This window comes from Sporolactobacillus putidus, from assembly GCF_014647035.1.
Classification (GTDB): Bacteria; Bacillota; Bacilli; order Bacillales; family Sporolactobacillaceae; genus Sporolactobacillus; species Sporolactobacillus putidus.
Map to the genome: position 1 here is coordinate 355,118 of NZ_BMOK01000002.1, position 13,336 is coordinate 368,453.

7 protein-coding genes are annotated in these 13,336 nt (G+C 53.1%); all 7 read right to left on the reverse strand.

Annotated elements, in window-relative coordinates; translation table 11 throughout:
• Positions 1-141 precede the first annotated feature (141 nt).
• The 7 genes from IEX81_RS03930 to IEX81_RS03960 all read right to left on the reverse strand — a co-directional run bounded on the left by IEX81_RS03930 (position 142) and on the right by IEX81_RS03960 (position 13,330).
• Positions 142-3,543, reverse strand: a complete 3,402-nt coding sequence (locus IEX81_RS03930; protein ID WP_188801752.1) for an AAA family ATPase — start codon at positions 3,541-3,543, stop codon at positions 142-144.
• On the reverse strand, positions 3,530-4,735 hold the full coding sequence (locus IEX81_RS03935; protein ID WP_188801753.1) for an exonuclease SbcCD subunit D: 1,206 nt from the start codon (positions 4,733-4,735) through the stop codon (positions 3,530-3,532). The genes IEX81_RS03930 and IEX81_RS03935 overlap by 14 nt, the downstream gene beginning before the upstream one ends.
• The gene (gene addA / locus IEX81_RS03940) at positions 4,732-8,484 is read right to left on the reverse strand and encodes a helicase-exonuclease AddAB subunit AddA (protein WP_188801754.1); all 3,753 of its coding nucleotides are present in this window, start codon (positions 8,482-8,484) and stop codon (positions 4,732-4,734) included. The genes IEX81_RS03935 and addA overlap by 4 nt, the downstream gene beginning before the upstream one ends.
• Entirely contained in the window at positions 8,468-11,974 is a 3,507-nt protein-coding gene (gene addB, locus IEX81_RS03945) for a helicase-exonuclease AddAB subunit AddB (protein WP_188801755.1), read from the reverse strand. The genes addA and addB overlap by 17 nt, the downstream gene beginning before the upstream one ends.
• A gap of 164 nt (positions 11,975-12,138) precedes the next feature.
• On the reverse strand, positions 12,139-12,570 hold the full coding sequence (locus tag IEX81_RS03950; protein WP_188801756.1) for a hypothetical protein: 432 nt from the start codon (positions 12,568-12,570) through the stop codon (positions 12,139-12,141).
• Complete coding sequence (locus IEX81_RS03955; protein WP_188801757.1) at positions 12,567-13,016, reverse strand: hypothetical protein; 450 nt, start codon at positions 13,014-13,016, stop codon at positions 12,567-12,569. Before IEX81_RS03955 ends, IEX81_RS03950 begins: the two co-directional genes overlap by 4 nt.
• A gap of 2 nt (positions 13,017-13,018) precedes the next feature.
• On the reverse strand, positions 13,019-13,330 hold the full coding sequence (locus IEX81_RS03960; protein WP_188801758.1) for a thiamine-binding protein: 312 nt from the start codon (positions 13,328-13,330) through the stop codon (positions 13,019-13,021).
• Positions 13,331-13,336 lie beyond the last annotated feature (6 nt).

Sequence of the window (13,336 nt, forward strand, 5' to 3'; positions counted from 1 at the left end):
CTGTCAGGTGTTAATCGCCCGGAAAAGTGTAGCTATCGCCTCAAATGAGAAGCAAATCGCCCTCAGTTTTCGAACAATCGCTCCTTTTTGGCTCGGATTCGCCCTGTTCCGGCGGGATCCCGATTTACCGAACCTTTTTCGTTACAAAACTTCCATTCTGACCCGGCTTCCTTTTCCAGAAGGCAGCGCCGGTTCGACAATCAGCCTTCGCGGCAGCCGTTCCCGCATCTCGGGCACGTGGCTGATCACACCGATAGAAAGCCGGCGCATGTGCAATTTTTCGAGAGCGGTCACCACTGTATCCAGAAGATCAGGATCGAGGGTTCCGAAGCCTTCGTCAAGAAAGAAGAACTGCAGAGGCACATTGCCTCGCAGCTGGATCTGTTCCGAAAGCGATAATGCAAGCGCGAGCGAGGTCAGAAACGTTTCGCCTCCAGAAAGTGAGGAAACCGGCCGCCGGACTCCTCCATTGCCGTCGTCCCGGATACGGAATCCGCCCGATCCATCCACTTCAAGCGCGTACCGGCCGCGCGTCAGATCCCCCAGCCGCTTCGATGCGGCCAGACAAACCTGCTGCATCTGCTCCTCAGCCACGAATTCGACAAATGCATTGCCACGGAAAACGCGCTGCAATTTTTCAAACTGATCGGACGCTTGCTGCGTTCGTTTACGATCGGATTCAAGTTGTTTAAAAAGGACATGCTTCTCTTCCAAGCCTTCCAGCTCCTTGGCGTCCGCTCCGTAACGCTCGCTCAGCGTCTGAACCTCTCTTTTCAGACAGTTGCAGCGCTTTTCCACTTCATCCAGCTTTTCCCTGTCCACTGACCTGCCCATCAGCTTTTCCGAGAGTGACTGCAGATCTGAAACAAGTCTTGCTTTCTCTTTTTCAAATGCGGCAATCTCCCCGTCAAACGCTGCCCGCGTCTCTTCCGGAAGATGAGCGGCAAGCACTTCTTCCCTTTTTTCAAAACTTGAACGTGATATCCGGCCGGCCCATCTTTCTTCGGCCTCCCCTTTGGACCTTTCCGCCCTCTCTTTTCTGTCCGAAGCATTATTAAAACGCTTGTCTGCCTCGATGTGGACGGTGAGCGCTTGCTGCCATTCCCGGTAGCTGTTTTCACGATTTCTTTTCATTTGTTCGATGACCTGATTCAGCTTGGACAAGTTGTCTTCTATCGGGTCGTTCTCCGCCAGGTTAAGAGCCTTTAAGGCAGCGACATCGCGCGTGCACGATTGTTCAGATGCATCCATTCTGCCTTTGATTTCATTCCAATTCGCCTCAAGCCCGCGGCTTTTCTCCTCCTTTCCAGCCAGTCTCTGCTCAATCAGATTGAGTTCTTGCCTTGCCTGAGCGATCTCCGTTCTGATCTTTTCAGCTTTCTGATCCGCTTCCTGTACCTTTCTGTATGTATTCTGAATTGCATCAATGGGCGGGAATTCATCGGGCCAGTTTTTCATGCGGTCTTCCATTTCTTTTTTCCGTACCAGTGCCGCGCTCTGTATCCTCTTCTTTTTCTTACCGTAAAAATTAAGCTGTGATTCCAGGGAAAGACGATCCGCCTCCATTTGCCGCGCTTCGTCCGACAAACGGTCAAATGCCTCACCAAGGCTCAGCACATCTTGTTTTTCTTCTCTGACCGCGAGCTCCGTCTCTTCCAGAACCGGCTTGAAACCGGCTTTTTCCCAGTTGACAAATTCAGCGGCCTCCGAAACACCGTCAGGGAATTCTGCACGCAGAGCTTCAGAAAATAAGGCTGTGAATGTCCCAGACTGTTGTTCCAGCTGATTGAGGCATATTTTGATCTCCTGCTGCTGCAGAATCAAAGAATCGTCGGCTTTTTGATAAAAACGAATCGTTTGACTGATCGCTTCCTCAGAAGGATACTTTCCGGCCTCCGCCGGATGCGGATGATGCACCGCTCCGCAGACCGGGCACGCCTCTCCGTCCTTCAGCTCCGTAGCCAGATTGAGGGACAACCGCTTTCTGAAAACTGTCTCCTGCTCCTTTTCCGCCTCTTCTCTCCTCGCTTTCAGATAGGCGCGGGCCATCCTGATGCGCTCGCTGATCACGGCTGCCTGATTATAAACAGCCTGATAACGTTTAAACAGTTGCCCGCTTTTTTCATCGAGCAGCTGCCTGTTTCTGCTGAGGCGATCCCGTTCATCGCTGCATTCCAGCCATGCTTTCTGATTCTCGGTCCATTCTTTTCTTTTTTCCTTCAAATGGGAATCGATCAGATCGATAGCGGCTTTCTCGTCTAGTGCCTTACGAATGGCGGCTCTGCGGCCACTGGAAATTTCAAGCTTCTGAAGGGACTTCTCCAGCTGTTCCAGTTTCTTTAAAAGTTCCTCCTTGCGCTGCTTCTCCTTATCGCCCGATTGTCGGCAGCTCCTAATTTCGTGATCAAGTTTTGCCAGCGAAGCCGCATCGGCGGCCATTTCCCTTCGAACCCGGCTAAGCTGCTGCTGCAAGCCGAGCCCCTGAACAAGCTGCTGCTTGTGCTCGGAAAGAAGCGGGCCGCGTTCTTCCTCAACTTTCTTTGCTTCTTCGTGTACCCTCCTCTTTGACTCCTCGGCTGTTCCGGAAGCCGCAAAACGTTTTTCCGTCTGGGTAAAGACGTCATTTGCGTTCTGATATTCTTTTTCAGATGCAATCAGTGCCTCAAGGTAGGGCAATATTTTTTCTGCGGCGTCATCCAGTTCCAGCAGCCGTCTTTCTTTCTCAATGGCCGGCTGCTTTTCAAGAAGTGCCTGCAATGCCGCTGTTTTGGCTCTTTTTTCCTCCTGAAAATCCCACACCTGTTTGACTCTGTCCCGTTCGAGCAGTGATTTTTCAAGCGCGGTTCTCTTCCCGGCAAGCTCATCGGTGACTTGCCGCAATCGTTCACGCAGCGTCTCAACCGCTTCTTTCGAGGCATCGCCCAGCACGGCTTCTTTTTCCGAAATCAGGGTCAGCCGCTGTTTTGCCGCGTCGGCGTGCCTTTTCAGCCTCGCCGTCAGCTCGTCTCCGTACTTCTCCAAATGGAACAGCCGCTGCAGCATCTGGCGTCTGTCGTTTCCTTTTAACGACAGAAATTCTGAGAACTTGCCTTGAGGCAATACGACGGCCCGGGTAAAATCATCATGTGTCAGTCCGAGTATCTCCTGAATCTTCCATGTGAGATCGCGTTCTTTATCCGCCAGAACCTCCGTTTTTTCGCCCAGTTTCATCAATCGGCAGCTGCTCGTCCTCATTCCGCCGTCTTTTTTCCGTTTATAGGTTCTTTCGGCGCGGTAGCGCGTTTTTTTCTGTCCCGCCAATTCAAACGTGAAACCTACGGAAAGCTGGTCTTCCAACTGATTGAGTATGCCCTGTGTATGGTTGGCGGCGCGCTCAACCGTGCCATATAACGCCAGTGTGATGGCGTCCAGAATCGTCGATTTTCCGCTTCCGGTCGGGCCGAAAATCCCAAAGATGCCGTCGGCGCACAAGGATTCAAAATCAACATGCTGAACGTCGCGGAAACTGTTCAATCCTTGAAGTGTCAGTTCAACCGGTTTCATGATCATCACTCCCCGCTGCGGCTTCCTTCTCCGCCTCATCTTCCTCAATCATTTTCAAAAAAAGCTGAACCAATTCCGGGCCCGGTTCCGCTCCTTCCGTCTGATCTTTATAAAAACGGATAAACAGCTGATCAATCGGCAGATTTGACCGCCTGATTCCGCTCTCTTCTTCGGGAAGGCTGCCATAGATCGGCCGGATGCCGACAAAGTGATCGTTCTTCTTGCGCAGCGCCTGTATCTCATGCATGTTCAAGGCCTCACTCAGGCGGATTTCGAGATCAATCCAGGCGTCCTTGTCGCGCCCCTCTCCGAGCCAGCTCAGAACCTCTTCAAGCCCGTTTTCCGCACGCCAGCGGACGAGCGGCCGGCCCGCCGAGAGCCTGACGGTTTCGACGGATGCCTCTTTCCCCGGCTCCACATCAATCACGGTCACCGATTTGGGCTGATCCGATTCAGAAAAACTGTAGGCGAGCGGCGACCCCGCGTAGCGTGTTAATACCGACGACTTTTCCATCGTCTGCGGGCGGTGCAGATGCCCCAGCGCCACGTATTGAGCCGAGCCGGGAAATGATGAGGGATAAACCGTATAAGCTCCGCCGACCTGTACAGGCCGCTCGGAATCGGATTCCCTGCCTCCCGCGGCGAATACATGCGTCATCAGCACATTGACTGTATTTCGGGAAAAAAATCGTGCGTGTTCGTGAAAAAGTAGGGCCAGCCGATCATTATAGGCTTCCTGAATCGCTTTTTCCTCGTTCATCTCGCTCAGGCATTCATTCAGTCTTGACTCGGAAGGATACGGGATTGCACTGACCGCGAGCCGTTCACCTGTCCGGGCAATGGGTAAGGAAATCGGAGCCGTGACCGGGCGGCCGACTATCTTAATTCCCCTTTTACCGGCGAGCGGGCGCGAAGCTTCCAGCCGGTCGGGGCTGTCATGATTGCCGGCAATAACAATGAGCGGTCTTTCTCCGCCTTTTGCCAGTCGTTCCGCGGTTTCATAGAAAAGTGCTTCAGAAACGGCGGGAGGATTCACCGTATCGAACACGTCTCCGGCCATCAGGACAGCGTCGATCTGTTCCTCGTCCGCGATCTTGCAAATCTCGTCCATCACCGCTTCCTGTTCGTCTTCGCGCGATCGCCCCTCAAGCGTTCGGCCGAGATGCCAGTCCGCCGTATGCAGGAGTCTCATACACTCTTCCTCCGTTCTATCGAGAGATCCACAAAATATCCGCCGTCAAAAGCATAAAGTCCGACCTGTGCGACCGGGCGCCTCCAGATCTTTTCTATCGCCTGCCGGTAAAGATCCAGCTGCACATGATAGCGTCTCTTCAGTTCCTCCCCAGCTAAACTTTCGTCAGAAAAATGCGGAGACAGCCGGTCGGTTTTATAATCAAGAAGCGTCAATTCTCCGCCGTCTTCAATGATACAGTCGATAACACCCTGAACCAGCACCTGCTCTTTCCCTTCCTGATCCGTCTGCTCCCAGGATGGATATACCTTGTCCGCTTCAAGAACAAGACTGAACGGGCATTCCCGTATCACTTTTTCCGCGTTTTTCATTTTCCTGCCGATCGGAGACAGAAAAAACCGGGCCACTGCAGTATAATTCAGACTTTTTGCCTGCTCGGGGGTCAGTAGTTCTTTTTCAACAAGCCCAAGCCCCTGTAATTTGATACCTTCCTCATCCGTCGCCATTCCAAGATCCAGATGCTGCATCAGAACGTGCAGCGCCGTTCCGCGCTCTGCGGGCGACAGCGTGCCCTTCTGCAGAAAACGCGGACGTTCGCCCCCGATCGTCTGAAGACGGCCGGCGAGCAGCCGGTCATCCTGGCCGCCGCTGAAATACTCCTGCTGCGACTTGATCTCGGTAACGGTCTGCTTTGCCATGTAAACCGTGGCCCCGCGCTGCGGATAGGTCCAGCCGAGCCGGCGCTCGACCTCGTCACGCATATCCGAGTGCGATTCCACCTTCTGCCCCTGTTTCACGCGCTCCAGCCGGGCCCGGTCCGCCTTCAATTCTGCCGTCCGATCAGCGGCCAGCCGGCCTCCCGCGATCATGCTGATCGTCCACGAAGAACGGTCGCGGGAAACCGCCGATCTGTCCGGAGTTTCACCTGCCAGTTCGTGAAGCACCTCCGCCGACTGATGACGGATCACGCATGGGCCGATCCAGTCAAGGAATGAGGAAGCAGGGCTGCGGACGTATTCCGGCAGCAGCCAGCCGCGGCAGTGCAGAGCCGCAGCCCATTGATTCGCCTGTTTGTCCGCATCGCGGACAGCGCCGACAAGAATCAATTTTTCTCTGGCTCTCGTGACCGCGACGTACAGGATGCGCATTTCCTCGGCGAGGGCATCGGCTCTCATCTGTTCTCGAATCGCAAGAAAAAGCAGGGTGGGTACGCTCTGGCGCCGGTCCGGGTCAATCCAGCGCGATCCGAAACCAAGTGTTTTATGCAGCAGCGCGGGGGCCGCCGTGTCCTTTAAATTAAATTTTTTATTAATTCCGGCCACAAAAACAACGGGGAATTCAAGCCCCTTGCTCTTATGAATCGTCATGATTCTGACCACGTCTTCCTGCTCGCTAAGCGCGCGCGCCTCGCCCAAATCACCGCCGCTCTCCCGCAGGCGTGTAATGAACCTCAGGAAACGGAACAAGCCGCGGAAAGACGTTTTTTCATATTGTCCCGCCCGGTCATAAAAAGCTTTGAGATTGGCCTGGCGCTGCGTTCCTCCCGCCAGGCCTCCAACGTAATCATAATAACCGGTGTCCCGATAGATCTGCCAGATCAGTTCGGAAACCGGGCGGCTGACCGACATGCTTTTCCATGCCGAAAGCTGCTCCAGAAAACCGGCCAGGGTATCCGCGAGAGAATCCCGGTTATCTTCAACATAGCGCTTAGCAGCCGCGTAATAAGCAGATTCCCTTTCCGTCATGCGTATCCGGGCGAGCGCGTCGCCGCCAAGGCCGACGATCGGAGACCGGAGCACAGCTGCAAGCGGAATATCCTGATAGGGATTGTCGATCACTTGGAGAAGAGACAGCATAATGGAAACTTCCACCGTGTCAAAATAGCCCTTGGAAAGCTCGGCATAGGCCGGAATCCCGCACTGTCCGAGAACATCTTTCATGACAGCGGCCGAAGTGTTCGCCGACCGCATCAGAACCGCGATATCGCGATAGCGGACGGCCCGCATTTGTCCGGAGGGGCGATCGTAAACCTGAAATGCAGGACCGGAACCGTCTCCGATCATGGCTTTGATCCGGTCGGCGATTGCCGCAGCTTCAAGTTCGGTCGCGTCGAAGTCGTCCTGATCCGCCCCGTTATTTTCCTCCCCGTGATCCGCGCGGTTAATGAGTTCAAGATCGGCAGGCCTCTCTTCAAAGGGATAGGCTGCTCCATAACGCAGTTCGGCATTGGAATCATAGTCCACTCCGCCTATCGTTTCATCCATGGTCTGCCGGAACAGAAAGTTGGTCCCGTGAATCACTTCCGGGCGGCTGCGAAAATTGCTGGACAGATCGATCTTTAGTCCATCCGAATCATGATCGGAAAACCGCTTGTATTTTTCAATAAAAAGTCCGGGTTCAGCCAGGCGGAAACCGTAAATGCTCTGCTTCACATCGCCGACCATAAACAGGTTCCCGCCCCGCTCACTGTCCTTTGTGATCAGCTGTATAATCGATTCCTGAACGCGGTTTGTATCCTGATACTCGTCCACCAGAACTTCTTCAAAACGAGCGCGGTACTGTTCCGCAACAACAGAGGGTTCCTCATTTCCGGGATAGGATCCTTCCCGGCGCAGAATGGTCAGACATTCGTGTTCCAGATCCGAAAAATCGAGCAGCCCCTTCCTTCGTTTTTCTTTTTTGAAACGGGCCGAGAAATCTTTGACGAGCGCCCGCAAAAGTGCAACAGACGGAGCCATGTCTCTCAGATCCTGAAGACTTTCTGCGGATGTCCGGACAAACCATTGCTGCTGAAGATCGGCGACTCTCTTTTTCACTTTGTCGCGTATTTTTTTTACCTGATCCTTAAGCCCTTCATCAACGTCATCGCTTCTGCACGCAGGCATTCTTCCGAAAGCAGCCTCTAAGAAGGAAGCACGAAGCGTTTCCCAGTCCGACCCGGTTTGCGCAGCTAATTTCTGAAGTCCGGAAATATCCTGGTCTAGTGTTCCCGCATAAACCGCCGGGCCGCCAGGATCTTCGCAGAGGCGCCTTGCCTCCTCAAGCGCCGCGATGGCAGCCGAAATATACTGATTCAGCGTTTTCTTCAAAACTTCAATCCATTCAAAATCATCAATTGATGCATCGTTTCCGAGCTGATAGGCTTTCACCATCTGGTCCAGCCATTCGTCCGGCCAGGGGTTGCTGCGCGAAAAATCATACAGCCTGACAATCAGCCGGCGGAGGGTATCGTCGCTCCGGTCATCCGAATACTGATCCGCCAGTCTGTAAAACCCGGAATCATCCGAGGCGTACCGTTCCTCTAGGACATCGTCCAGCACTTCTTCTCTTAGCAGAGCGGCCTCCGTCTCGTCAAGCAGCCGGAAACCGGGATCAAGATCAAGAAAGTAATAATACTTTTTAACGACCGACATACAGAAAGCGTGAAGCGTCATGATTGAAGCCTTGCTGAGCAACGCCTGCTGCCTGCGCAGGAAAAGATCCTCGGGATGTGCGGAAAGCTCTTGCTCCAGTGCATTCCCGATCCTCTCCCTCATTTCCGACGCCGCCGCTTTGGTAAACGTGACAACAAGCAGATCGTCAATATTCACCCGCCGTTCATGGCTGGTAATCTTGCGGATAATGCGCTCGACAAGCACCGCCGTTTTCCCCGAACCGGCTGCTGCGGCTACAAGAACATCATGCCCGTGCTCAGTGATTGCCCGCCACTGCTGATCTGTCCAGCGGCTGTTTTCAGGCTTCATTATCATTCGGATCACTCTTTTCTTCCTTCAACATAAGAAGGATCTGATCATCGGGCAGCTTTTTCAGCTGACGGAACGCATTGCCCGGCTGTGACTGGTCGAATTGGCAGACGGGGCGGTAAAGGCAATAGGTGCAGGGAACGCGATCCTTCAGTCTGTAAGGGGCAATCCGGACATCGCCGTCCGTAATCCTGTCCCCAACCTGCTTCATCATATTTTTAGTGTGGTTTCTTAACCTATCAAATTCTTCGGTTCCGGCGACAGAAGATCCTTTATAGAATTCTCCGTTTTTCTTGAGGCCGAATGGAGCAATCGCGGAATGCCCGCCCTCTGCAATATTGTCTGTAAGGCGAAGCGCGGCCTTATCTTCCGAAAGCAGCCCTTTCATCTTGAAACTTTTATAAAGCTCATCTTCCAGCGCATCAGGCGCAAGTTTATCCGAAAGGCGCAGGAAAGGGTTGTGCACATGAAAATAGAGTACACCTGCGGGTTCGGCCTGAACGCCGAGCCACTGTTTCGAATAAGTGAGGACGACATCAAGATAGGTCAGCATCTGGAGAGCCAGTCCGTAATAGACATCGGCCAGGCTTAAATCCGTGCTGCCGGATTTGTAATCAATGATCCGCAGCAGCAGGCGGTGATCCGGATCTTCCGCTTTATCCACCCGGTCGATCCGTCCGACGATCTCCATCCTGCATCCGTTTTTAAGCGAAAACTGCAGCGGGGGGATGGGCTGACCGGGACCGAACGAAAGTTCAAGACTGACCGGTGTAAAGCCGCTTGCCTGCGCATGGCGGCGCATAACCCGGGCGACGCGGGCGACAACCAGTGCCAGCTTGTGCTGCATATAATGGTTGCGGCTCGAACTGGTCAGAATCTGGCGCTGCAGTTTCGGAGCGAGAAATGATACGGTTTCCATGGCAAGCCTGTCGCAGTCTTCCGGCGACAGATCGCTCCATTGCCGGTGAGCTTGCAGGATCTGTTCTGTCATCCGTTTGATGGCCATATGAAAAAGCTGGCCGATATCCGGAGCCGCAAGCTGAAAGACCTCCCGCTCGCGAAGTCTCAGGCCGTACGAGGCAAACTGGGAAAACGGGCAGGAATTGAACTGCTCCATCCGGGATACACTCGCCTGAATCGTTTCACCATAAAGCGCGCGCGCTGTTTCTTTGCTGAGCCGTTCGTCATTACGCGAAAAAAGTGCGGACAGAACGTGGCGCGCCTCCTCCCCCCATTTCTCCTGTTCTATAACCCAGTTATAAGTGTCCCACCAGAGACCGGCGATCCGATACCCATTTTTCCATTCACGGATCTGCGAGGCCAGAAAGCCGATCGTTTTCCGGGGCACATTGATAAAGTCAATCTGTTTCTCCTCCGGAAGCAAGCGCGGCTCCGCCGGCGACAGCCTGGCAGAAAGGCCGGGAAACATTCGTTTCACCCGGCCGATCAGCGGAGACGGTTTGAGAGATTCGCCGTCTTCCGAAGCAAGCGGAAAAGACAAAAATAGCCTCTCTTTCGGCAAAGACAGCGCGCGGAAGATTAACTCATTCTCCGCGGCCATCTGCCCGGTCTCCCCGTCGGCAACATGCATGCCCGAAACTTCGAGAATACCCCGGTCCTCGTCGGAGAACAGCCCCTGTTCCGAAGGCTTCGCCGGAATCACGCCTTCATTGACGCCCATCAGAAAAACAGCCTTCAGTTCCGACGACCGCATCCTGTCCATACTTCCGACCAGCACCTGGTCGAGTGCCGGCGGAACGAGCGCAAACTCAAGTGTATCGAGGCCCGTATCGATAATCTTTGAAAAAAGCTCAAGAGAAATGTTTTCCTCACCCGCGCCTTCAACACACTGATCCAGCATGTCCATAACGGCATTCCAGACTTGCCCGTGCTCCTTCGCATCCGCCAGTCTTTCCTCTCTTTCAGCCTCCCGGGCCATTCTTTCCAATTTTTCGGGTATCGCTAGCTCCATCATAAATTCATAGAGAGCCGTGCATTTTTCCCGCACGGTTGACGCGGATTTAAGTTCCCTCTCAAATGAAGCCAGCGGCTCGGCCACGAGAAAGCGGACGCGGTTTATCCGGTCCTGGGCAGCGCGTTCTTTTTCGGTCTGCTCCCGCTGATCCTCTTCCAGACCGCGATAGACTCTGTAGCTCCAGGGATCGGCAGCCGTCCATCTATTTTTGCCGTAAATACCGTAGGCCATGACATAGTTTTCCAGCTCGTTCATCGCCTCGCGCATCGCAGGAAGACTGCTGCTGGGAGGGATCAGCAGGTCGGTTTTGACGCATCGGAAAACCGGCTCATAACGCCAGTTCTGCTGAATCGCTTCGAGTGCGGAACGGATCAGTTCAACGAGCGGATGGTGGCGCATCGGCCTTTTCTGATCAATGAAAACGGGGATGCCGTAGTCGGCAAAAATGGTTGCAATCAGATCGCGATAGTCTCCCAGATTGCGAACGAGAACGGTCATATCGCGAAACCGGAAGCCCCGGTCGCGGGCGAGTCCCACAATGTCCCTGGCTGTCTGTTCAACTTCTTCGCGCCGGTTCACAGCTTCAGTCAGTTCGAGTCCTTCCATACTCTGGGATTCGCGGATGTGCTGCTGATCGAAATAACGTGTCAGGTGCCTCAGCGCTGATGTCTCCGCGCGCAGCACTTCTGTTTTGATCACAAAAGGTTCAAGTTCAAGATTTTGATCCTCGGCGTACTCTTTCAGCCGGAGAAAGAGACGGGCGGGATGCCGGTATACAGAAAACTCGTCGGGAAGACGGTCGTAAACTCTGTCGATACCGAGGACAATCGTCACCCGCTTGGACGTTTCCATCAGTTCTCCGACAACTCGCTGTTCCTCGGGTGTCATCGTCTGAAAACCGTCAACCCAGATTTCGGCGTTCTTCAGAAAATCCGTTTCGGCAATCTTCTCGGTCATCAGCCTTAGATAATCATCGCTGTCGACATATTTTCCGGCAAGCGCCCATTCGAATGAGCGATAAACCAGCGAGAGATCATGAAGCTTGTCTTTCAGAAGCAGATGATCGGCGGCCTCTCCGTCAAGTGATGCCGCCCGTTCGGCGATCTGATCGGGTGTCAGACAGTATCGTTTGAATTCAGCCAGCGTGCCGCCGAGCAGACTATAGAAGCCGCTCTGTTCCGCTGCTTTTTTAAAAAGGTGCAGTTCACCTTTGTTCTGCTCAACAATTTTCCGCAGCAGCATAGCAATCCCCGTCTCATTTAAATGATATCGGGTGATACCGCCGGAATGCTGGAGAACACGGAACGCAAGACGGGAAATGCTGAAGACATTCAGTCGCGTCATGCCCCCGAGGCCGTCCGTTTTGGCGAAAGCATATTCCATGCTGAATGTCATATGGTCGGGAACGAGATAAATCAGCGGGGGACCCGATGGATTTTCCCGAATCAACGTTCTGGCTTCTTCCATGCAGGCCGTAGTTTTCCCGGTTCCCGGGCGTCCCAGAATAAAGCGCACGGACATCATCTTTCCTCCTCCCACCGTCTCCGGATCAGGCAATTTCAAAGAAAAAATCTGACTTCATTATATCACATCAGGAACATTTGTTCTTAATGATTATTCCGTTAGCTCATGATCAATTATTGTCTGAATCGTTGAAAGGCCGGTACACAAGTGATGGAAAAGTTCTACACCGCCTTAAGCTCAGAGAGAATCGCCCAAAAATACGGAAGAATCACTCCATACTCACGGATTATCGGCGAAGAGCGATATAATTCGCTGAGCGGCGATATATTTTCGCGAACGGCGATATTTTCCGCTGAGCGGCGATATATTTTCACGAACGGCGATATTTTCCGCTGAGCGGCGATATATTTTCGCGAACGGCGATATTTTCCGCTGAGCGGCGTACATTTTCGCAAACGGCGATATTTTCCGCCGAGCGGCGATATATTTTCACGAAGAGCGATATAATTCGCTGAGCGGCGATATATGTTCGTGAACGGCGATATTTTCCGCTGAGCGCCGATATATGTTCGTGAACGGCGATATTTTCCGCTGAGCGGCGATATATGTTCGCGAACGGCGATATTTTCCGCCGAGCGGCGATATATTTTCACGAAGAGCGATATAATTCGCTGAGCGGCGATATATGTTCGCGAACGGCGATATTTTCCGCTGAGCGGCGATATATTTTCACGAACGGCGATATTTTCCGCTGAGCGGCGATATATGTTCGTGAACGGCGATATTTTCCGCTGAGCGCCGATATATGTTCGTGAACGGCGATATTTTCCGCTGAGCGCCGATATATGTTCGTGAACGGCGATATTTTCCGCTGAGCGGCGATATATTTTCGTGAACGGCGATATTTTCCTCTGAGCGGCGATATATGTTCGCGAACGGCGATATTTTCCGCCGAGCGGCGATATATGTTCGTGAACGGCGATATTTTCCTCTGAACACCATGATGTGGAAGAATCGCCCTAAACTCAGAAATTATCGGCCTTAGATACAGAAAAAAATTGCCCCCGACAGAGTTGCCGGCGGCAGATCTTTTTTTCATTCTTATTTTGTTTGGTCGTTTTCAATCTTCCGATACTTGCCGACCTTTTCCTCAATCGATGTTCCTTGAGGGCGGAAATGAATCTTTACCTCGGCGGCCACTTCGTCCGCTCCTGCGGCGACCGTTGCATAAATCGTCTTCTTGACGACTTCGAGCAGATCGTCGAGCTCCCCTTCCATGACGGTCTCCAGTGCGTCAACCTCATAGCGGACACCCGACTGCTGAATGGCTTCTATCGCTTTATCGACTAATGCATAAGTGTCCTTTTCCTTTGAAAAGGGCAGAATTTGCAGTCCGACGTTTGTTTGCGGCATTACTGT